This is a genomic window from Pseudomonas sp. SID14000, from assembly GCF_002165135.1.
In the GTDB taxonomy this organism is placed as follows: Bacteria; Pseudomonadota; Gammaproteobacteria; order Pseudomonadales; family Pseudomonadaceae; genus Aquipseudomonas.
In genome coordinates this window covers 132,773-151,829 of the sequence record NZ_NFZQ01000013.1, presented here as the reverse complement: position 1 = coordinate 151,829, position 19,057 = coordinate 132,773, and the positions used below count along the sequence as shown (strand labels likewise).

At 63.0% G+C, this 19,057-nt stretch carries 20 protein-coding genes; 12 read left to right on the top strand and 8 right to left on the bottom strand.

Features of this window, described 5'->3' with window-relative positions; translation table 11 throughout:
- Positions 1 to 214: 214 nt before the first annotated feature.
- Positions 215 to 1,930: a bifunctional isocitrate dehydrogenase kinase/phosphatase gene (aceK, locus tag CAY82_RS20220; RefSeq protein WP_087502776.1), complete on the top strand. Its 1,716-nt coding sequence runs from the start codon at positions 215 to 217 to the stop codon at positions 1,928 to 1,930.
- Between the two features lie 126 nt (positions 1,931 to 2,056).
- Here aceK and CAY82_RS20215 read toward each other — a convergent pair whose 3' ends face one another.
- Positions 2,057 to 2,917, bottom strand: a complete 861-nt coding sequence (locus tag CAY82_RS20215) for a DUF6279 family lipoprotein (protein WP_087502775.1) — start codon at positions 2,915 to 2,917, stop codon at positions 2,057 to 2,059.
- A gap of 131 nt (positions 2,918 to 3,048) precedes the next feature.
- Between CAY82_RS20215 and CAY82_RS20210 the strand changes: the two genes are divergently transcribed.
- The gene (locus tag CAY82_RS20210) at positions 3,049 to 3,885 is read left to right on the top strand and encodes a S1 RNA-binding domain-containing protein (protein ID WP_013973728.1); all 837 of its coding nucleotides are present in this window, start codon (positions 3,049 to 3,051) and stop codon (positions 3,883 to 3,885) included.
- Here CAY82_RS20210 and CAY82_RS20205 read toward each other — a convergent pair whose 3' ends face one another.
- The gene (locus CAY82_RS20205) at positions 3,886 to 4,266 is read right to left on the bottom strand and encodes a hypothetical protein (RefSeq protein WP_013973727.1); all 381 of its coding nucleotides are present in this window, start codon (positions 4,264 to 4,266) and stop codon (positions 3,886 to 3,888) included. It abuts the gene before it with no gap.
- A gap of 294 nt (positions 4,267 to 4,560) precedes the next feature.
- Here CAY82_RS20205 and CAY82_RS20195 point away from each other — a divergent pair, with 294 nt between their 5' ends.
- A complete protein-coding gene (locus CAY82_RS20195; RefSeq protein WP_087502773.1) occupies positions 4,561 to 5,520 on the top strand; it encodes a YihY/virulence factor BrkB family protein in 960 nt (319 codons plus the stop codon).
- Complete coding sequence (gene def, locus CAY82_RS20190; protein ID WP_087502772.1) at positions 5,517 to 6,053, top strand: peptide deformylase; 537 nt, start codon at positions 5,517 to 5,519, stop codon at positions 6,051 to 6,053. The genes CAY82_RS20195 and def overlap by 4 nt, the downstream gene beginning before the upstream one ends.
- On the opposite strand, the gene CAY82_RS20185 is transcribed toward def, so the two are convergent.
- Positions 6,008 to 6,376 carry a GNAT family N-acetyltransferase gene (locus CAY82_RS20185; protein ID WP_087502771.1) on the bottom strand — a complete coding sequence of 123 codons (369 nt, stop codon included), beginning with the start codon at positions 6,374 to 6,376 and terminating at the stop codon, positions 6,008 to 6,010. The genes def and CAY82_RS20185 overlap by 46 nt on opposite strands.
- 353 nt (positions 6,377 to 6,729) lie before the next feature.
- Between CAY82_RS20185 and CAY82_RS20180 the strand changes: the two genes are divergently transcribed.
- From CAY82_RS20180 to CAY82_RS20155, 6 genes are all read left to right on the top strand, one after another.
- Entirely contained in the window at positions 6,730 to 6,987 is a 258-nt protein-coding gene (locus CAY82_RS20180) for a DUF2790 domain-containing protein (RefSeq protein WP_003254632.1), read from the top strand.
- Positions 6,988 to 7,216: 229 nt separating this feature from the next.
- The gene (locus CAY82_RS20175; protein ID WP_015271315.1) at positions 7,217 to 7,549 is read left to right on the top strand and encodes a type II toxin-antitoxin system HicB family antitoxin; all 333 of its coding nucleotides are present in this window, start codon (positions 7,217 to 7,219) and stop codon (positions 7,547 to 7,549) included.
- Positions 7,550 to 7,706: 157 nt separating this feature from the next.
- Positions 7,707 to 8,132: a nuclear transport factor 2 family protein gene (locus CAY82_RS20170; RefSeq protein WP_087502770.1), complete on the top strand. Its 426-nt coding sequence runs from the start codon at positions 7,707 to 7,709 to the stop codon at positions 8,130 to 8,132.
- Positions 8,133 to 8,175: 43 nt separating this feature from the next.
- Positions 8,176 to 8,520: a YciI family protein gene (locus CAY82_RS20165; protein ID WP_087502769.1), complete on the top strand. Its 345-nt coding sequence runs from the start codon at positions 8,176 to 8,178 to the stop codon at positions 8,518 to 8,520.
- 21 nt (positions 8,521 to 8,541) lie between these two features.
- Positions 8,542 to 9,027: an SRPBCC family protein gene (locus CAY82_RS20160; protein ID WP_087502768.1), complete on the top strand. Its 486-nt coding sequence runs from the start codon at positions 8,542 to 8,544 to the stop codon at positions 9,025 to 9,027.
- Positions 9,027 to 10,265: an RNA polymerase sigma factor gene (locus tag CAY82_RS20155; RefSeq protein ID WP_087502767.1), complete on the top strand. Its 1,239-nt coding sequence runs from the start codon at positions 9,027 to 9,029 to the stop codon at positions 10,263 to 10,265. Before CAY82_RS20160 ends, CAY82_RS20155 begins: the two co-directional genes overlap by 1 nt.
- A gap of 126 nt (positions 10,266 to 10,391) precedes the next feature.
- On the opposite strand, the gene CAY82_RS20150 is transcribed toward CAY82_RS20155, so the two are convergent.
- Positions 10,392 to 10,862, bottom strand: a complete 471-nt coding sequence (locus tag CAY82_RS20150) for a MaoC family dehydratase (RefSeq protein ID WP_087502766.1) — start codon at positions 10,860 to 10,862, stop codon at positions 10,392 to 10,394.
- Between the two features lie 34 nt (positions 10,863 to 10,896).
- Positions 10,897 to 11,841 carry an alpha/beta hydrolase gene (locus tag CAY82_RS20145; RefSeq protein WP_087502765.1) on the bottom strand — a complete coding sequence of 315 codons (945 nt, stop codon included), beginning with the start codon at positions 11,839 to 11,841 and terminating at the stop codon, positions 10,897 to 10,899.
- Positions 11,842 to 12,061: 220 nt separating this feature from the next.
- On the opposite strand from CAY82_RS20145, the gene fadD2 reads away from it, so the two are divergent.
- On the top strand, positions 12,062 to 13,750 hold the full coding sequence (fadD2, locus tag CAY82_RS20140) for a long-chain-fatty-acid--CoA ligase FadD2 (RefSeq protein ID WP_087502764.1): 1,689 nt from the start codon (positions 12,062 to 12,064) through the stop codon (positions 13,748 to 13,750).
- Positions 13,751 to 14,283: 533 nt separating this feature from the next.
- Positions 14,284 to 15,981 (top strand): long-chain-fatty-acid--CoA ligase FadD1, encoded by a 1,698-nt coding sequence (gene fadD1 / locus CAY82_RS20135; RefSeq protein ID WP_087502763.1) that lies wholly within the window; start codon positions 14,284 to 14,286, stop codon positions 15,979 to 15,981.
- A gap of 72 nt (positions 15,982 to 16,053) precedes the next feature.
- On the opposite strand, the gene CAY82_RS20130 is transcribed toward fadD1, so the two are convergent.
- The 3 genes from CAY82_RS20130 to CAY82_RS27250 all read right to left on the bottom strand — a co-directional run bounded on the left by CAY82_RS20130 (position 16,054) and on the right by CAY82_RS27250 (position 19,015).
- Entirely contained in the window at positions 16,054 to 17,361 is a 1,308-nt protein-coding gene (locus tag CAY82_RS20130) for an FAD-binding oxidoreductase (RefSeq protein ID WP_087502762.1), read from the bottom strand.
- A gap of 24 nt (positions 17,362 to 17,385) precedes the next feature.
- Positions 17,386 to 18,750, bottom strand: coding sequence for a glutamine synthetase family protein (locus tag CAY82_RS20125; protein ID WP_087502780.1), 1,365 nt, complete (start codon positions 18,748 to 18,750; stop codon positions 17,386 to 17,388).
- A gap of 85 nt (positions 18,751 to 18,835) precedes the next feature.
- Positions 18,836 to 19,015, bottom strand: a complete 180-nt coding sequence (locus CAY82_RS27250) for a hypothetical protein (protein ID WP_306460815.1) — start codon at positions 19,013 to 19,015, stop codon at positions 18,836 to 18,838.
- Positions 19,016 to 19,057 lie beyond the last annotated feature (42 nt).

Here is a 19,057-nt window from a genome sequence, read left to right as displayed (position 1 = left end):
TCAAGAACCATGCTGGCAGCACGTTGCTTGAACTCGCGGGTGTAGGTCTTTCGTTCTTGCATGGAACCTCCTGATTGGGCGAATCATATCGCCCTTAAGAGGTGTCCGGGATCATTAGGCCAGTTCAGTTTACCCGCGAAGAGGCCGGTACAGGCGCCGTATTCCGGACAGGCAGACTAAGCTCTGTATCTCACCCTTGCACCGAGGTCTTCGCATGTCCCAGCCCTGGCCCGCTGTCGAAATCGCCCGGATGATCCTCGCCGGCTTCGACGACTACCGCGACCACTTCCAGCGCATCACCCTCGGTGCCCGCAAACGCTTCGAGCAGGCGCGCTGGCAGGACATCCAGCACGCCGCCGCCGCCCGCATCAACCTCTATGAAGAGAAGGTCGCCGAGGTCAACGGCTGGCTGCACCAGGGCTTTGCCGAGGACGTGCTGCTGGATGTGGAACAATGGCCACTGGTGAAGAACGCCTACATCCACCTGATCGACCCACGGCTGGACGACGAACTGTCCGAGACCTGGTACAACTCGCTGTTCTGCAGCCTGTTCAGCCACGACCTGATCAGCGACGGCTGCATGTTCATCCACACCACTCGACCGTCCATGCGCAGCCGTGAGCGCGCCGCGCAAACCCGTACCTATCGGCCTGACGGTGGGCTCAAGGGCCTGCTGCGGGCGGTGTTCACCGATTACCCGTTCGATGTGCCGTACGGCGACCTGGAGGGCGACCTGCTGCGCCTGGAGGATCAACTGCGCGAGTGCCTGCCAGACTGGGTATGCAAGGACCCCACCCTGGCGGTGGAGCTGTTTGTGCCGGTGCTTTACCGCAACAAGGGTGCATACCTGGTCGGCCGGCTGTTCAACAGCGATGAGCAATGGCCGCTGGTAATCCCGCTGCTGCACCGCGAAGGGCATGGTATCGAGGCCGATGCGCTGATCACCGACGAGGCCGAGGTGTCGATCATCTTTTCCTTCACCCGCTCGTACTTCATGGTCGATGTGCCGGTGCCGGCGGAGTTCGTCAACTTCCTCAAACGCATCTTGCCGGGCAAGCACATTGCCGAGCTGTATACCTCCATCGGTTTCTACAAGCATGGCAAGTCGGAGTTCTACCGGGCGCTGATCAACCACCTGGCCAGCAGCGACGACCGCTTCGTCATGGCGCCTGGGGTGCGCGGCATGGTCATGAGTGTGTTCACCCTGCCGGGCTTCAACACCGTGTTCAAGGTCATCAAGGACCGCTTTTCGCCGTCGAAGACGGTCGACCGCGCCACGGTGATCGACAAGTACCGGCTGGTGAAAAGCGTCGACCGCGTCGGGCGCATGGCCGATACCCAGGAGTTCGCCGATTTTCGCTTCCCGCGCAGCAAGTTCGAGCCGGAGTGCCTGGCTGAACTGCTGGAGGTGGCGCCATCGACCGTGGCGCTGGAGGGGGACACGGTGCTGATCCGCCACTGCTGGACCGAGCGGCGCATGACGCCGCTGAACCTGTACCTGGAGCACGCCAGCGAGGGCCAGGTGCTGGAGGCGCTGGAGGATTACGGCCTGGCCATCAAGCAGCTGGCGGCGGCGAATATCTTCCCTGGCGACATGCTGCTGAAGAACTTTGGCGTTACTCGCCATGGCCGGGTGGTGTTTTATGACTATGACGAGATCAGCTTCCTGACCGAGGTGAACTTCCGCCATATTCCGCCGCCGCGTTACCCGGAAGACGAGATGTCGGGCGAGCCTTGGTACTCGATCGGGCCGCATGACGTGTTCCCCGAGGAGTTTCCGCCGTTCCTGTTTGCCGATATCGGCCAGCGGCGATTGTTCAGCCGCTTGCATGGGGAGTTGTATGACGCGGAGTACTGGAAGGGGCTGCAGGCAGCGATCCGTGAGGGGAAGGTGATCGATGTGTTTCCGTATCGGCGCAAGGTGCGGTGATCATGCTTTATCAGGCCCGGCCATTTCGCGGGTAAACCCGCTCCCACAGGGCCCCCACTGGTTTCGAGCCCTGTGCCGTACCTGTGGGGGGGGGACCCGCGAAAAGGCCAGGCCTGCTTTTCACCGTCACCCCTTCAAGCACTTCAATTCACTGAAATCGGTACGCACCTTGCCCAAACGCTCCTGCAGGAACCGCCGTTGCTGCGGGGTACTCTGGTGCACCAGATCCACCAGCAAGCTGCGCGCCTGCTGCTCGGTATTCTGATACGCCGCCCGGTACTCCGGCGTCCACAAACTCTCCTTGCGCTGCAACAACGTCGCCAGGCGCGGTTCGAAGCTGGCGTCGTTGCGCTGGTTCATCGCCAGCAACAACTGCTGCTGCCAGTGCGCGCGGTTGGCGATCCATTCTCGGTTCTGGTCGCCCAGTGCCTGGGACCAGGCCTGTATGCGCTGCTTCTGCACCGGGGTCAGCTCGCCAAACCATGGCGTCAGGCGTTTCTCCATGCGTTCGGTACGGCGGGCGATCTGCCTGGACAACGGCGTGTCTACATACTGCTTTTGCCGCTCGCTGATGTCCTCGCGGAACGCCTCGCGCATCTCCGCCACCTGGCTATCGCTCATGCCACGCAGCAACTCAGTGGCCGAAGGGGTGATTTCCTCAGCCACCCGGCCAATCGCCTCGCGGGCTTCGCGGGTACGCTGCTGCAGGGCCTGGTCGGTCACCTGGTCGTCGGCGACCATGCCGCGTACCCGGTCCAGCCAGTCGAGGTAGCCGGGCAGCTGGGTCTTGCAATGCCAGGCCAGGTGCTCCCGCAGCCGTTCGTCAAGCATGGCCTTCTGCTCACGGTTCATGGCCAGGTAGTCGCCCAGCGACCACGGCACCAGGCGGTCGAGATTGCGGTAGGCCAGGTCGATACGGCTGCAGGCGGCCAGGGCCAGGGCGAAACCGATGGTGATGAGCAGGGCTTTGGACAGGCGTAGCGGCATGTGCTGTTCCTTGCAGGGACCGGCCAGACGGTAGACGCAAGGGGGGGACTGACGGTTCCCCTGCATCAGCGGTCGGGCGGCGCGCTGGCTTCAGGTGTAGAATAGCCGCCTTGTCTTGAGGAACATCGGAAATGGCTCTGCTTGGGCGTTACAACAGTTTGCAAATCGTGAAACACGTGGACTTCGGCCTGTACCTGGACGGCGGCGCCGACGGCGAGATCCTGCTGCCCGGGCGCTACATCCCGAAAAACGCCGAAACCGAAGTGGATGACTGGCTGAACGTGTTCATCTACCTGGACAGCGAAGATCAGCTGATCGCCACCACCGAAAAGCCCAAGGTGCAGGTCGGCGAGTTTGCCAGCCTCAAGGTCAAGGACATCAACGGTGCCGGCATCTTCCTCGACTGGGGCCTGTCCAAGGACCTGCTGATGCCGTACTCGGAAGAGGCGCGGCCGCTGAAGATCGGCGACTACTGCGTGGTGCACGTGTACCTCGACAAGCGCACCCGTCGCATCACTGCCACTTCACGCCTGGACCGCTACCTGGACCGCACCCCGGCAGACTACCAGGTGGGCCAGCCGGTCGAGCTGCTGGTGGCCGGCGAGACGCCGATGGGCTTCAAGGCGATCATCAACAACCGCCACTGGGGCCTGATCCACAAGAACGAGGTGTTCAAGTTCCTGCGCTCGGGCATGCACGAGAAGGGCTTCATCAAGGAAGTGCGTGCGGACGGCAAGATCGCCTTGAGCCTGCAACCGGTGGGCGCTGCCCTGGCCGACAGCCTGCAGGAGCAGATCATGGCGCGCCTGGAGGCCGAAGGCGGGGTGCTGGGGGTGTGCGACAAGAGCGACCCGGCGCTGATCAGCAAGCTGTTCAACGTCAGCAAGGGCAACTTCAAGAAGGCCATTGGCGGGTTGTTCAAGCAGGGGCGCATCGTCATCCATGACGATCGCATCGAGAAGGCCTGATCAGGCCTGCACGAAGGTACGGAAGTCCAGCTGCTCGCCACCTGGGCGGGTGTCGCGCAGCAGCGAGTCGCGGTCGGCGCTGAGGGCCAGGCTGATAGTCGAACGGCGCTTGCCGGGGTTGCGCACTTCCATTTGTTCCTGGTGAGCACGCAGGAAGTTGGTCGGCACCTTCAGGTGCTGCAGCTCGTCGCTTTCCGGGGTGTGCAGCAGCAGGTTGACCCAGTCGGGCTGGCCCTTGCGCAGCAGCGCCACCGGCACCTCGAACCACCACAGGTTGCGCTTGCGGTCGAGGATGGCGAACAGGGTGTTGCTGCTGGTCAGCACCGGGCGGGCCAGTGCTTCGTTGCGCCGGGCGATGGCGGCGGGTTTGTCGAGTTTCATGCAGGTTCCTGCGGGTTGACGCTATGAAGGCCTGCATTGTGAGGGGTGGCGGGTAGCGGGGCAAGGTTTGCCATCTGTTCTGCCTGTAGCGGCCTCTTCGCGGGTAAACCCGCTCCCACAGGTACACCACAGGCCTCAAGGGCAGTGGAAGACCTGTGGGAGCGGGTTTACCCGCGAAGAGGCCAGTACAGGCGTAAGCAAATTCTTGCAGCATGGCCGGGATCAGCACGGCAACGGCATGGTCTATTAGACTTACCCGTGGTACTCACGAATCAAGCGGCGAAAGGAGACGCTATGATTTTCCCCGACCTGCGCGGCCTGCCCCTGCACCGCGTGCTGGTACGCACCGTCAAGGAATTCCTCGACGATGAGATGTCGACCTACGCCTCCGCGCTGGCTTACCAGATGCTGTTTTCGCTGTTCCCGTTCCTGCTGTTCCTTATCGCCCTGATCGGTTTCCTGCACCTGCCGGACTTCTTCTCCTGGCTGCGCATGCAATCGGAACTGGTGCTGCCACCCCAGGCGCTGGAGCAGGTGAACCCGGTGATCGATCAATTGCAGCAGTCCAAGGGCGGGCTGTTGTCGGTGGGTATCGTGATTGCCTTGTGGACCGCATCGGCCGGTGTGCGCCTGATGATGAGCGCGATGAATGCCGCCTACGATGTACCCGAGGGCCGCCCGGTGTGGAAGCGCATTCCGTTGTCGATCATCTACACTGTGGGCATCGCCGGCATGTTGCTGGTGGCTGCGGCGCTGATGGTGCTGGGGCCACAGGTGATGGAGTGGATCGCCGCCCAGGTCGGCATGCAAGAGGTGATCGTCACGGTGTGGACCATCCTGCGCTGGCCGGCGATCATCATCCTGATGATGGTGGCGGTGGCGCTGATCTACTACGTGATGCCCGATGTGAAGCAACAGTTCCGCTTCATCACCCCGGGCTCGGTGTTGGCGGTGGTGGTGTGGATCGTGGCGTCGCTGGGCTTTGCCTACTACGTGAAAACCTTTGCCGACTACAACGCCATGTACGGCAGTATCGGTGCAATCATCGTGCTATTGCTGTATTTCTATATTTCCGCTGCCGTGTTGCTGCTGGGTGCGGAGATGAACGCAGTGATCGAGCACATGTCGAGCGAGGGCAAGAACCCTGGCGAAAAGAACTTCGATGAGCACAAGCCCCGCGAAACCATTACCGTGCTGGGCCACGAACACCCGATATCGAGCGAGCACCAATCTTCCGAGCCGAACCCCAGATGATCCGTGACATTCTCAAGATGGGTGACGAACGCCTGCTGCGCATCGCCACGCCAGTGCCCGAACATTTGCTCGACAGTGCCGAACTGCAGCAACTGATCGATGACATGTTCGAAACCATGCGCCATGCGGGTGGAGTGGGCCTGGCCGCGCCACAGATCGGCATCGACCTGCAACTGGTGATCTTCGGCTTCGAGCGCAGCGAGCGTTACCCGAATGCCGAACCGGTGCCGCAGACTATCCTGCTCAACCCGGTCATCACGCCGATGTCCAGCGAGCTGGAGGACGGATGGGAGGGCTGCCTGTCGGTGCCCGGCCTGCGCGGCGTGGTGCCGCGATTCAAGCACATCTGCTACGAAGGCATCGATCCCCAGGGCAACCCGATCAACCGCTTTGCCGACGGCTTCCATGCGCGGGTGGTGCAACATGAATGCGACCACCTGATCGGTCGGCTGTACCCGTCACGCATCCAGGACTTTTCCCGGTTCGGCTACACCGAGGTGCTGTTCCCCGGGCTCGACGCCAGCGACGATTGACCCCGTTGCAGTGCCACCAGGCGTTTGCTGCGTTGGTAGCGCTGCAGGCGGCCAGCCAGGGCTTGCGGCAGTTGCCGGGCCATGTCGAAGGCCAGGCGCCGGTAGAAGGGCAGAAGGTCCGGGTGGCAGAACAGCCAGGTGGGCCCGCCAGCCTGTGCCAGCGCGGCTTCGACCAACCGCGCGGCTACCCCTTGACTGCGCCGCTGCGGGTCGACGAACAGCCCGGTCAACCAGAAGCCATCGCCCACCGGGCTCAGGCTCAAGCCCGCGATGATGCCCGGGCCCCGCGCTACCCACAACTGAGCGTCGCCCGCTGCACGCATGCGTGAGCCGTGTTGACGGTAGAAGTGGTCCAGCAGACGGCGTTCCGGGGCCGCAAGTTGCGAACAGTACAAATTTTCAGAAATTGCGCGTCCTACCCTGAAAGGCGGCCAGCGGCTCTGGCCCGATGTTTTGCGGTCAACTTGTCGCAGATTGTTGCATATCTGGCAAGGGTGAATGTCCGAGTTCGGGGTTCAACTATTCCAGGCCGGGAGTAGACTTTTACCCATCCCCACTGGAAGTACGAAGCGGGATCGGTACTTCGTGCCATCTTCACCGTAGATGGCAACTTCTCCGCGCCGGCTACGGCAATAGAAGTCAATCGATCAGCTTGAATGCTCAAAAGGCAACTCACATGAAACCATTACTGATTCTTGCATTGGTCGGTATGTCCTCGTTCGCCCTCGCCGATGAGGCCAAGCCCGTCTCCAGCGAGCCCGTAGCCCAGCAGTACGACTACTCCATGAACCTGGACATCAAGCGGGTGATCAACCTGTCGACCATCCCCAACGTCTGCGAAGTGGTCCCTGCGACCATGACCTACGAAGACCATCAAGGCCAGGTGCACACCATCCAGTACCGGGCCATGGGTGAGGGGTGCCAGCAGGGTTGAGCGGGCGCTTGCCCGGTGTTGATGGCCCTTTCGCCGGCCTGCTGGTGACGGGGCCATCAACCGTCTTGCAGTTCGAGCCACAGAAAAATCCTGAATGAATATCGAGGAAAAAGTGCTATCTTAATTTGATAGCATTTTTCGATGAACACTCGATACCGCAAAATCCTCGACGCAATTTTCCGAACGCTGAAGAAGCCCGTGAATTCCTCTTGCGGGCAGGAGTCAGGATATGAGTTGCATGCGCTACAAAGGCTACGCCGCCCGTATCGAGTACGACGCGCGTGACGATATCTTCGTCGGCCGTGTGCTTGGTATGCGTGACATCATCAGTTTTCACGCAAGCTCGGTGCCCGAGCTGCATGAGGCGTTTCGCGATGCGCTGGAAGATTACCTGGCCGACTGTGCAGAGCAGGGCATTGCGCCGGAAAAGCCTGCCTCGGGCAAAGTAATGCTGCGTATCCGGCCCGAAGTTCATGCAGCCGCGAGTGTTGCTGCCCGTGCTGCCGGCAAAAGCCTCAACCAGTGGGCCGACGAGGTCTTCGAACAAGCCGCAATGGCCTGAACAAGCCTGCTTTCGTTGTTTCTCGCGGGTATTCTGCAATTACTCATGCAGAATAGTTTCCGTTGCCTGTCGATTCCTCCGGTTCCCGTTCGACCAATAGGTGAGAGCACGTTGCACCCCGTGCCCAATCACCCATGACCTGTCGGAGGAACCCCCGATGAGCACCGCAGCCGAAACCGAGATCCGCCAGTTGATCGAGCGCTGGATGCAGGCCGTGCGCGACCGCGACATCCCCAACATCATCGCTCCCTATGCCGACGACATCGTCGCCTTCGATGCCATCCAGGCCCTGCAATTCAAAGGTAAGGCAACCTACCAGGCGCACTGGGAAATGTGCATGGGCATGTGCCCCGGCCCGATGGTTTTCGAATTCGCCGAACTTACCGTGCATGCCGCTGGCGACCTGGCCCTGGCCCACTGGCTGAACCGCTGTGGCCCGGCGGACAACGAAAGCCAGTGCGGCTTCATGCGCGCCACCGTGGGCTATCGTCGTCAAGGCGGCCAGTGGCAGGTAATCCACGAACACTGGTCGGCGCCGTTCGACATGCAAACCCAAAAAGCCCTGTTCGATCTCAAGCCCTGAAGCGTTATCGCCAAATGCACTTTGCCAATGCCTGGAGGTGACCATGAAATACCTGTGCCTGGTCTATTGTGACGAGGGGCTGCTACACAGCCTGCCTGACAGCCCGGAAGACGCCGAATGCATGGCGTACGCCGAATCCATCCAAAGCTCTGGGCGAATGCTGGCGGCCGAGGCGCTGAAGCCGGTGCAGACCGCTACCACAGTGCGCGTGCGCAACGGGCACATGAGCCTGACCGACGGCCCGTTCGCCGAGACCAAGGAGCAACTGGCGGGCTTCTACCTGGTGGAGGCCCGCGACCTGAACGAGGCGCTGAACATCGCCAAGGGCATCCCCGCCGCGCGGGTCGGCAGTGTCGAGGTGCGGCCGGTGCGCGAACTGCAACCCTGACAGCAATGGAGACCTACCAGCATGAGCCTTGCACACTCAGCGCAAGTGCAACACGAGTTGTCCATCAGCCGCCTGATCGACGCGCCACCGGCAAAGGTATTCCGCGCCTGGACCGACCCCCAGTGGCTGATGCAGTGGTGGGGGCCGCACGGCATGACCACCCCGGAGTGCGAGATGCAGTTGTGGACTGGCGGCCTGTTCCGCACCCTGATGCGGGCGCCGGATGGCAGCGAGTACCCGAACCAGGGCGTTTTCCTGGAGATCGCCGCGCCGCGGCGGCTGGTGTTCACCGATGCCTTCGGCCCAGGCTGGGTACCTTCGGACAAGGCCTTCATGACTGCCGTGATCAGTTTTGACGAGGAGCAGGGCAAAACCCGCTACACCGCTCGCGCCTGGCACTGGAATGCCGCGGACTGTCGCGCTCATGAGGAAATGGGCTTCCACCAGGGCTGGGGGGAAAGCCTGGACCGCCTGGTGGAGGTGGTGACCCAGCGGATGCCTGACTGATGATGGCGCTGGCGCAGGTACGTGCCGAGGTCGAGGCAGTCTACCGGCGCGAGTCGCGGCGCATCCTGGCGACGCTGATCCGCCTGCTGGGTGATTTCGACCTGGCCGAGGAGGCCATGCACGATGCCTTCTTCATCGCCGTCGAGCGCTGGCAGCGTGACGGTATTCCCGATAACCCGCGGGCGTGGCTGGTCTCCACCGGCCGCTTCAAGGCGATCGATGCGCTGCGCCGACGTGCCCGTTTCGAGCATTCTCGGGCGGACCTGAGCATGCTGCTCGACGGGCAGGTGCAGGACCCCAGCGAAGAAGAGTTGCTGGCGGATGACCGCCTGCGGCTGATCTTCACCTGCTGCCATCCGGCCTTGTCCGCCGATGCCCAGGTGCCGCTGACCCTGCGCGAAGTCTGCGACCTGACCACCGAGCAGATCGCCCGCGCGTTCCTGCAAAGCCCGGCCACCATCGCCCAGCGCATCGTGCGCGCCAAGGCCAAGATCCGCGATGCCGGCATCCCTTACCAGGTGCCGGAGCTGAACGAGCTGCCCGAGCGCCTGGAGAGCGTGTTACGGGTGATCTACCTGGTGTTCAACGAAGGTTATTCGGCATCCTCAGGCGAGGCGCTGTTGCGGCAGGAGCTGAGCGATGAAGCCATTCGCCTGGCGCGGCTGCTGGTACAGTTGCTGCCAGACCCGGAGGCAGTCGGCCTGCTGGCCTTGATGTTGCTGCAGGCGTCCCGACAGCGGGCGCGTACCGATGGCCAAGGCAACCTGGTCCTGCTGGAGCAGCAGGACCGTAGTCTGTGGGACCGGCAACGCATTGCCGAAGGCTGCGAACTGGTGCGCCAGGCCCTGCAAAGCCGGGCGTTCGGTGCCTATACCGTGCAGGCGGCGATTGCGGCGGTGCATGCCGAAGCGGCGACCGCCGAGGAGACTGACTGGGTCGAGATCGTCGGGCTGTATGACGTGCTGCAGCGGCATTGGCCGTCAGCAGTGGTAGAACTGAACAGGGCCGTGGCGCTGGCGAAGCGGGATGGGCCGGAGGTTGGCCTGCGGGAGGTCGAAGGGATTCTGGCGCGGGGGGAGTTGCTGGACTATCACCTGGCCCATGCGGCGCGGGCCGAGCTGTATTACCAGCTGGGGCGCGTGCAGGAGGCCCGTGCGGCCTGGCGTCAGGCGCTGGCGCTGACCCGGCAGGAGCCGGAGCGCAGGCATATCGAGCGGCGGTTGCAGGCTATCGATTGATGTTTGCAGCACCGGCCTCTTCGCGGGTAAACCCGCTCCCACAGGATTGCGTCACGGCTTGATGCTGTGGGGTCCATGTGGGAGCGGGTTTACCCGCGAAAGAGCCGGTACTGCCTGCATCAATCTTCAGCTAGCCACAAAATTCGGCGGCGACACCAGCTCGACGGTCTGCTGCTTGCGCGGTGCCAGGATTTCGGCCTCACCGGCGACCACCAGCTCTTCGTTCTGGTTGTATACATTGGTGGCGATGCGCACCTTGAACTTGGGCAGCTTCTCCAGGATTTCCAGGCGCACGGTCAGGGTATCGCCAATTTTCACCGGCTTCTGGAAGCTCATTTGCTGGCCCAGGTAGATGGTCCCAGGGCCAGGCAGGGTGCAGGCCACTGCAGCACTGATCAGCGCGCCGCTGAACATGCCGTGGGCAATGCGCTCGCGGAACATGCTCTTGGCAGCGAACTCGGCGTCCAGGTGCACCGGGTTGTGGTCACCGGACATTGCGGCGAATAGCTGGATGTCGCGTTCTTCGACAGATTTCTTGTACTCGGCCTTATCGCCGACTTCGAGGGCTTCATAAGGCGTGTTGGTGACCTGGGACATCGGGGCTTCCTTAAGCGGTGGGCGAGGTTGGCTATCATTCACTGCGCACCGGTCGGCCTAGGGCCAGTGCCTGTTCGAGCCAGCCGAGGATATCGGCGGTGACCTCGTCACGGTTGGTTTCGTTGAGTACTTCATGCCGCGCTTCAGGATAGACGCGCAGTTGCACATGTCGATTGCCGGTCGCGCGCAGGGCGTTGGCCAGGTGAGTGAGACGCTTGCCGGCACTGACCGGATCACATTCTCCACCTATCACCAGCAGCGGCAGGTTCGGATCGATCTGCGCGAGGTTACTCGGCTGGCTGATCTGCGCCAAGCCTTGCAACAGGTCAAGCCACAACTGGTTGCTGCAGCGAAAGCCGCACAGCGGGTCGTTGACGTACAGGTCGACCTGCGTAGGGTCGCGGCTGAGCCAGTCGAACGCCGTGCGGTTGGGCTTGAAGGCCTTGTTGAACGAGCCGAACGACAACCACTCGATCAGTGCGCTCTTGCCCAGCGGCCCCTGGCGCCAGGCCTCCAGCCGGGCAATCAGCCGCGCCACGCGGTACAGCGCTGCCGGCTGGTAGTTGGAGCCGCTGAGGATCGCCCCATGCAGGCTGCCACTGTGGTGCAGCAGGTAAGCCTGGGCGATGTAGCTGCCCATGCTGTGGCCGAACAGGAACAGCGGTGTGCACGGGTACTGCTGGCCGATGTGCTGGGCCAGCAGTCCGAGGTCGTTGACCACGGCATTCCAGCCATTATGGCGGGCGAACAGGCCTAGGCTACCCAGTTCGGCGGTGCGTCCATGGCCGCGCTGGTCGGCGGCGAACAGGGCAAAGCCGGCCTCGCTCAGGGCATGGCCCAGGTGCTGGTAGCGCCCGGCATGCTCGGCCATGCCGTGGGCCAGCAGCACCACGGCTTTGATCGGCGTGGCCGGTAGCCATTGGTGCACGTACAGGCTGCAGTGCTCGCTGGCGGGCAGCCAGAAGGCGTCGTGAGGCATGGCGGGTCCTTGTGCTCACAGGTACCCGAACAGTGTATGCACAACCGGCCGGATTGCAGGAAGGGCACAAATAAGATTCACAATGTTAATGGCGGCACTTGGCGTATATGCCACCTTGGGCTTACCTGCTAACGTCGGATCAACGCCTTTTCGCTTTCGGGCGAGCAGGTAAAAGGACTACAGGACACACAGCAGGTCCAGGCAGAGGAACAACAATAAAATGCAAGCCGACTTCTGGAATGACAAGCGCCCGGCGGGCGTGCCTTCCACCATCGACATCAATGCCTACACCTCGGTTGTCGAGGTGTTCGAGCGCTCCTGCAAGCGCTTTGCCGACCGCCCGGCCTTCAGCAACCTGGGCGTGACCCTGACCTATGCGGAACTTGAACGCCATTCGGCGGCCTTCGCCGCCTGGTTGCAGCAGCATACCGACCTCAAGCCGGGTGACCGCATCGCGGTGCAGATGCCCAACGTGCTGCAATACCCCATCGCCGTGTTCGGTGCCCTGCGCGCAGGTCTGATCGTGGTCAACACCAACCCGCTGTACACCGAGCGCGAGATGCGCCATCAGTTCAAGGACAGCGGTGCGCGTGCGCTGGTGTACCTGAACATGTTCGGCAAGCGCGTGCAGGAGGTACTGCCCGATACCGGCATCGAGTACCTGATCGAGGCCAGGATGGGCGACCTGCTGCCCACCGCCAAGGGCTGGCTGGTCAATACCGTGGTCGACAAGCTGAAGAAAATGGTGCCGGCCTATCAGCTGCCCCAGGCGGTGTCGTTCAAGCAGGTGCTGCGCCAGGGCCGCGAGCTGTCGCACAAGCCGGTGCCGCTCGGCCTGGATGACATTGCCGTGCTGCAGTACACCGGCGGTACCACCGGCCTGGCCAAGGGCGCCATGCTCACCCACGGTAACCTGGTGGCCAACATGCTGCAGGTGCTGGCCTGCTTCTCGCAGCACGGGCCGGACGGGCAGAAGCTGATCAAGGACGGCCAGGAGGTGATGATCGCGCCGCTGCCGCTGTACCATATCTATGCCTTTACCGCGAACTGCATGTGCATGATGGTCACCGGCAACCATAACGTGCTGATCACCAACCCGCGGGATATCCCCGGCTTCATCAAGGAGCTAGGCAAATGGCGTTTCTCCGCCTTGCTGGGCCTGAACACACTGTTCGTCGCGCTGATGGACCACCCGGGCTTTCGTCAGCTCGATTTTTCGGCGCTGAAGGTCACCAACTCCGGCGGCACCGCGCTGGTCAAGGCCACGGCCGAGCGCTGGGAGGCACTTACCGGTTGCCGCATCGTCGAAGGCTACGGCCTGACCGAAACCTCGCCGGTGGCCAGCACCAACCCCTATGGCCAGCTGGCGCGCCTGGGCACGGTGGGTATCCCGGTGGCGGGTACCGCTTTCAAGGTGATCGACGATGACGGCAACGAGCTGCCGCTGGGCGAGCGGGGCGAGTTGTGCATCAAGGGCCCGCAGGTGATGAAGGGCTACTGGCAGCAGCCCGAGGCCACGGCCCAGGCCCTGGATGCGGAAGGCTGGTTCAAGACCGGCGACATCGCGGTGATCGACCCGGACGGCTTCACCCGCATCGTCGACCGCAAGAAGGACATGATCATCGTCTCGGGTTTCAACGTGTACCCCAACGAGATCGAGGACGTGGTGATGGGCCACCCCAAGGTTGCCAACTGCGCGGCCATCGGCGTGCCGGACGAGCGCTCCGGCGAGGCGGTGAAGCTGTTCGTGGTACCGCGAGAGGGCGGGCTGAGCGTGGATGAGCTGAAGGCCTACTGCAAGGCCAACTTCACCGGTTACAAGGTGCCCAAGCACATCGTGCTGCGCGAGTCGTTGCCGATGACGCCGGTGGGCAAGATCCTGCGGCGGGAGCTGCGGGACATCGCTTGAAGGGTACGGCTTTGGTTTTGAGGTGATTTCGAGATCGCGCGCCGCCCGCGCGGCGCTTCGCGGGGCAAGCCCGCTCCCACATTTGTTGCAACGTGGCCATGCCTGTTGGAGGGGCGTTCTCAGCCTTGGTGCAAGGCTTGAGACGGGTGGGGCGGCAGCAGCGTTGACCCAGAAATCCGGCCAGCCTCACAAAGCTGGCAACCATGGCCTGTCAGGTTCGGCACGTTGCAACAAATGTGGGAGCGGGCTTGCCCCGCGAAGCGCCGCGCGGGCGGCGCCCGATTTCGGCTACCCCACCTAAATCAAGGCATTCGCGACATTTTGGATAATTACTCTAAAAATGACCTGTATTGTTCATTGAGTCATTTTTGTGACCGTGAGGCCGGTTCTGGCCTCTAGGCGACCCCAGGCAAAGCTGTTACTCTCGGCGCGCTTTCAGATGATCCGGTTTGCAACGAGCCGTCATCTCATATCAATAATAAGCGCATCGACGCGTGAATCGAACTTCGCTGTTGCTGAAGGAGTGGGCTTCCATGATCGAACATTTTTGGAAGGATAAGTACCCAGCCGGGATTACGGCGGAAATCAATCCTGACGAATTCCCCAATATCCAGGCGGTACTCAAGCAATCCTGCCAACGCTTTGCCGACAAACCGGCCTTTAGCAACCTGGGCAAGACTATCACTTATGGCGAGCTGTATGCGCTGTCGGGGGCGTTTGCCGCCTGGCTGCAGCAGCATACCGACCTCAAACCGGGTGATCGCATTGCCGTGCAACTGCCTAACGTACTGCAATACCCGGTGGCGGTATTCGGTGCCATGCGTGCCGGGCTGATCGTGGTCAACACCAACCCGCTGTACACCGCGCGGGAAATGGAACACCAGTTCAACGATTCTGGTGCCAAGGCCCTGGTGTGCCTGGCCAACATGGCCCACCTGGCCGAGAAGGTGGTGCCCAAGACCCAGGTCAGGCACGTCATTGTCACCGAAGTGGCCGACCTGCTGCCGCCGCTCAAGCGCCTGCTGATCAACAGCGTGATAAAGTACGTGAAGAAGATGGTGCCGGCCTACAACCTGCCGCGTGCCGTGCGCTTCAACGACGCACTGGCGCTGGGCACGGGCCAGCCGGTAACCGAGGCCAACCCGCAGGCCAACGACGTGGCGGTGCTGCAGTACACCGGTGGTACCACCGGCGTGGCCAAGGGCGCGATGCTGACCCACCGCAACCTGGTGGCCAACATGCTGCAGTGTCGGGCACTGATGGGCGCCAACCTGCACGAAGGCTGCGAAATCCTCATCACCCCGCTGCCGCTGTATCACATCTACGCCTTTACCTTCCATTGCATGGCCATGATGCTGATCGGCAACCACAACGTGCTGATCAGCAACCCGCGTGACCTGCCGGCCATGGTCAAGGAGCTGGGCAAGTGGAAGTTCAGCGGATTCGTCGGCCTCAATACCCTGTTCGTTGCCTTGTGCAACAACGAAGCCTTCCGCGCCCTGGACTTCTCCGCGCTGAAGATCACCCTGTCTGGCGGCATGGCCCTGCAACTGAGCGTGGCCGAGCGCTGGAAGGCCGTGACCGGCTGCGCCATCTGCGAAGGCTATGGCATGACCGAGACCAGCCCGGTGGCCGCGGTGAACCCGGCGGAGGCCAACCAGGTCGGCACCATCGGCATTCCGGTGCCGTCCACCCTGTGCAAGGTCATCGACGACAACGGCAACGAGCTGCCGCTGGGCGAGGTGGGCGAGTTGTGCGTCAAGGGCCCGCAGGTGATGAAGGGCTACTGGCAGCGCGAGGACGCCACTGCTGAGATCCTCGACAGCAATGGCTGGCTGAAGACCGGTGACATCGCCGTGATCCAGCCGGACGGCTACATGCGCATTGTCGACCGCAAGAAGGACATGATCCTGGTCTCGGGCTTCAACGTGTATCCCAACGAGCTGGAAGATGTGCTGGCGGCCCTGCCGGGCGTGCTGCAGTGCGCGGCCATCGGCGTGCCGGACGAGAAGTCCGGTGAAGTGATCAAGGTGTTCATCGTGGTCAAGCCGGGCATGACCGTGACCAAGGAACAGGTGATGGAGCACATGCGCGCCAATGTCACCGGCTACAAGGTTCCGCGCCAGATCGAGTTCCGCGATGCGCTGCCGACCACCAACGTGGGCAAGATCCTGCGCCGCGAACTGCGTGATGAAGAGCTGAAGAAGCAGGGCTTGAAGAAGATCGCCTGATCAGAGCCCTGCACGCTCAATGTGGGAGCGGCCTTGTGTCGCGAAAGGGCCGCTCCCACAGTTACCGCGTAATCAGCGCAGTTTCTCCAGCATCTGGTAGTACCACATCCCCGCCGCCAACAGCGGATTGCCCAGCAAATCCCCCATCGGCACCCGCACATGCTTGCACTGGGCAAAGGTGTCGAACTTCTCCAGCGTCCCGGTCAGCGCCTCGGCCATGATCTCGCCCATGATGTGGCTGGTGGCAATCCCGTGCCCCGAATAGCCCTGGCAATACCACACGTTGTCCGACAGCTTGCCCAGCTGCGGGATGCGGTTGACCACGATGCCCATGGCGCAGCTCCACTGGAACTCGATCGGCACGCCTTTCAATGCCGGGAAGGTGCGCTCGATGCACGGGCGCAGTTCACCTTCGATATCCCGTGAGTCACGGCCGGAATAGTTGGCGCCACCGCCGAACAGCAGGCGCTTGTCGGCGGTCAGGCGGTAGTAGTCGAGCACGAAGCGGCAGTCGTACACCGCCAGGTCCTGCGGGTTGATCTGCTCGGCCAGTTCCCCCAGCGGTGCGGTGGTGACGATGCCGCCCATGGCCGGGAAGATCTTGCCCTTGAGCTGGCGCTTTTCCAGCTTGTGGTACACATCGCCAGCCAGCATCACCTGGCGCGCCTCGACCCGGCCGTGGGCGGTGACCACCGCCGGGCGTGGGCCGTGGACGATGTCCAGCACTTCGGAGTTTTCGAAAATCAGCGCCCCCAGGCCATGGGCAGCACGGGCCTCGCCCAGGCACAGGTTGAGCGGGTGCAGGTGCAGGTTGCGCAGGTTCTTCAGCGCGCCCAGGTACAGCGGGCTTTGCAGGTGCTCAGCCACGCCATTGCGGTCCAGCAGTTGCACCTGCTCGCCCATGCCGCGCCGCCGGGCCTCGGCTTCGAATGCGCGCAGCTCGTCCATGTGCGAGGGTTTCATCGCCGCATGCAGGTGGCCGCGCTTGAGGTCGCAGTCAATGCCGTAACGCGCCACGCGCTGCTCGATCACCTGGTGGCCGCGCCAGCGCAGGTGCCAGATGAAGTCATCGACCTCGGCACCCAAGCGGTTGCGCATCTGCGAGCGCATGGCTTCGTCGCCCGACAGGCTGCCGGTGACCTGGCCGCCGTTGCGCCCGCTGGCACCCCAGCCGATGCGGTTGGTTTCGACGATGGCCACCTTAAGGCCACGCTCGACCAGTTCCACTGCGGTGGCCACGCCGGTGAAGCCGCCACCGATAATCGCCACATCCACTTGTACCGTGCCCTTGAGCTGCGGGTACTCGGTGTGGTCGTTGAGGGTGGCGCTGTAGTAGGACGGCGCGCGCTGCGCCGGGCCCTTGTTCAATGCTGCGTTCATGGGTGTTCCTTGTTATCTGGGGGCTCAGGCCTGGTGCAGGTACCAGCGCCAGTCCTGCTCGCTGACTTCGGCCATGAACTGGCGGTACTCGGCGCGCTTGACCTTCAGGTATACGCCCAGGAAGTCCTCGCCCAGTGCTTCGCGAGCCCAGCTGGAATGCTGCAGGGCGTCGAGGGCGGTCAGCCAGTCGGTGGGCAGGTGTTCGGTGGCCTGGGCATAGCCGTTGCCTTCCACTGGTGCTCCGGGGTCCAGCTGTTCGCGGATGCCCCGGTGGCTGGCGGCAAGGATCGCCGCAGCGGCCAGGTAGGGGTTGGCGTCGGCGCCGCAGATGCGGTGTTCCACATGCCGGCTGTTGGCCGGGCCGCCCGGTATGCGCAGGCTCACGGTGCGGTTGTCCACGCCCCAGGTTGGCGCCAGTGGCGCATAGCTGTTGGCCTGGAAGCGGCGGAACGAGTTGGCGTTGGGGCAGAACAGCAGCAGCGAGTCGCGCAGGTGGCGCAGCATGCCGGCCACGGCCTGACGCAGCAGCGGGGTGCCGGCCTTGTCCTCGCTGGCGAACAGGTTGTTGCCGGCACTGTCGGCCAGGCTCAGGTGCATGTGCATGCCGGTGCCGGCCAGTTGCGCGAACGGCTTGGCCATGAAGCAGGCCTGCATGCCGTGGGCATGGGCTACGCCTTTGACCAGGCGCTTGTAGCGTACGGCCTGGTCCATCGCTTGCAGGGCGTCGCCGTGTTCGAGGGTGATTTCCACCTGGCCAGGGGCGTATTCCGAAATCGCCGTGCGGGCCGGGATGCCCTGGGCCTTGCAGGCTGCGTAGAGGTCAGCGAGGAAGGGCTCGATTTGCTCCAGTTCGCGCAAGCCATACACCTGGGTGGTGCGTGGGCGACCGCCGTCGTTGTCCAGCGCCGGTTGCGGTCGGCCCTGGGCATCACGTTGCTGGTCGAGCAGGTAGAACTCCAGCTCGCAGGCCATCACCGGATGGTAACCGTCGGCCTTCAACGCTTCGATGGTTCGCAGCAGCACATGGCGCGGGTCGGCGATGCTGGCCGGCAGCCCCTCGCTCGGGTGCATGCTTACCTGTACTGCGGCGGTCGGCACCCGGCGCCAGGGCAGGCGTACCAGGCTGCCTTCAAGCGGGTAGGCGCGGCAGTCGATATCGCCTACATCCCACACCAGGCCGGAGTTTTCCACATCGTCGCCGTTCAGGGTCAGGCCGAGGATGGTGCTGGGAAGCGGCCGGCCAGTCTGGTACACGGCCAGCAGTTCCTCGCGGTGCAGCAGCTTGCCGCGCGGTACGCCGTTGGCGTCGAGGATGAACAGTTCGAACAGCTCGATATCGGGGTTGTCGGCCAGGAACTGGCTGGCGTGCTCTATGGGTGCAAAGTGCATGATGGATTCGCTCATGGGCGCACCGGGCCACCGCGCAGGCAGGCGGCCCAGCTGGGTCAAACGGCCAGATGACGGCCGGGTTTGGTCACAAAGGCGCGAGCGAGAAATCCGGTGGGCGTGCGTGACGGCAGTGCCACAGGGCCCAAAAGGCGAGGATGATGTGGACCAGCGGATTTTCACCGGCAAGGCGCCGGGCCTTCGCTAGCGAAGGGCGGGACGACGGTGGGGCGATGGGCTGGACGGGAGTCATGCCTTTGATACTCACATGCGGCGTAAGGTTGATTAAAGCAGTGAATGGCAACCTTTA

What these genes read in the sequence shown, in the direction of transcription:
- aceK (WP_087502776.1), top strand. Translation starts at nt 215, where the DNA reads ATGTCCCAGCCCTGGCCCGCTGTCGAAATCGCCCGGATGATCCTCGCC.
- CAY82_RS20215 (WP_087502775.1), bottom strand. Translation starts at nt 2,917, where the DNA reads ATGCCGCTACGCCTGTCCAAAGCCCTGCTCATCACCATCGGTTTCGCC.
- CAY82_RS20210 (WP_013973728.1), top strand. Translation starts at nt 3,049, where the DNA reads ATGGCTCTGCTTGGGCGTTACAACAGTTTGCAAATCGTGAAACACGTG.
- CAY82_RS20205 (WP_013973727.1), bottom strand. Translation starts at nt 4,266, where the DNA reads ATGAAACTCGACAAACCCGCCGCCATCGCCCGGCGCAACGAAGCACTG.
- CAY82_RS20195 (WP_087502773.1), top strand. Translation starts at nt 4,561, where the DNA reads ATGATTTTCCCCGACCTGCGCGGCCTGCCCCTGCACCGCGTGCTGGTA.
- def (WP_087502772.1), top strand. Translation starts at nt 5,517, where the DNA reads ATGATCCGTGACATTCTCAAGATGGGTGACGAACGCCTGCTGCGCATC.
- CAY82_RS20185 (WP_087502771.1), bottom strand. Translation starts at nt 6,376, where the DNA reads ATGCGTGCAGCGGGCGACGCTCAGTTGTGGGTAGCGCGGGGCCCGGGC.
- CAY82_RS20180 (WP_003254632.1), top strand. Translation starts at nt 6,730, where the DNA reads ATGAAACCATTACTGATTCTTGCATTGGTCGGTATGTCCTCGTTCGCC.
- CAY82_RS20175 (WP_015271315.1), top strand. Translation starts at nt 7,217, where the DNA reads ATGAGTTGCATGCGCTACAAAGGCTACGCCGCCCGTATCGAGTACGAC.
- CAY82_RS20170 (WP_087502770.1), top strand. Translation starts at nt 7,707, where the DNA reads ATGAGCACCGCAGCCGAAACCGAGATCCGCCAGTTGATCGAGCGCTGG.
- CAY82_RS20165 (WP_087502769.1), top strand. Translation starts at nt 8,176, where the DNA reads ATGAAATACCTGTGCCTGGTCTATTGTGACGAGGGGCTGCTACACAGC.
- CAY82_RS20160 (WP_087502768.1), top strand. Translation starts at nt 8,542, where the DNA reads ATGAGCCTTGCACACTCAGCGCAAGTGCAACACGAGTTGTCCATCAGC.
- CAY82_RS20155 (WP_087502767.1), top strand. Translation starts at nt 9,027, where the DNA reads ATGATGGCGCTGGCGCAGGTACGTGCCGAGGTCGAGGCAGTCTACCGG.
- CAY82_RS20150 (WP_087502766.1), bottom strand. Translation starts at nt 10,862, where the DNA reads ATGTCCCAGGTCACCAACACGCCTTATGAAGCCCTCGAAGTCGGCGAT.
- CAY82_RS20145 (WP_087502765.1), bottom strand. Translation starts at nt 11,841, where the DNA reads ATGCCTCACGACGCCTTCTGGCTGCCCGCCAGCGAGCACTGCAGCCTG.
- fadD2 (WP_087502764.1), top strand. Translation starts at nt 12,062, where the DNA reads ATGCAAGCCGACTTCTGGAATGACAAGCGCCCGGCGGGCGTGCCTTCC.
- fadD1 (WP_087502763.1), top strand. Translation starts at nt 14,284, where the DNA reads ATGATCGAACATTTTTGGAAGGATAAGTACCCAGCCGGGATTACGGCG.
- CAY82_RS20130 (WP_087502762.1), bottom strand. Translation starts at nt 17,361, where the DNA reads ATGAACGCAGCATTGAACAAGGGCCCGGCGCAGCGCGCGCCGTCCTAC.
- CAY82_RS20125 (WP_087502780.1), bottom strand. Translation starts at nt 18,750, where the DNA reads ATGCACTTTGCACCCATAGAGCACGCCAGCCAGTTCCTGGCCGACAAC.